Annotated in this window: 1 protein-coding gene; it reads left to right on the forward strand. The window is 49.3% G+C overall.

Annotated features, from left to right (window positions below):
- On the forward strand, positions 1–223 hold a 223-nt coding region (locus tag SLS51_RS23940; protein WP_323840935.1), incomplete at both ends, for an ISAs1 family transposase.

The following is a 223-nucleotide window of genomic DNA, read 5'->3' on the forward strand; positions in this document are numbered from 1 at the left end:
AAGGGGACATTATTTGAAGCCCTGCATGTGGTCAGTGCTTATGATGTTGAATCCGGTGTAGCCCTATACCATCAGGCAGCCGAAAGCAAAGGTCAGGAAGGTCCGGTTGCCCGACAATTGATTGAATTACTGGCGCTTGATGGCGCGATTGTCACTATGGATGCCCTGCATTGCCAGAAAGAAACCCTTGCGTTAATTACTCAGCGCGGCGGTGATTTTATTG

Source organism: Photorhabdus africana (assembly GCF_035181445.1).
Taxonomy (GTDB): Bacteria; Pseudomonadota; Gammaproteobacteria; order Enterobacterales; family Enterobacteriaceae; genus Photorhabdus; species Photorhabdus laumondii.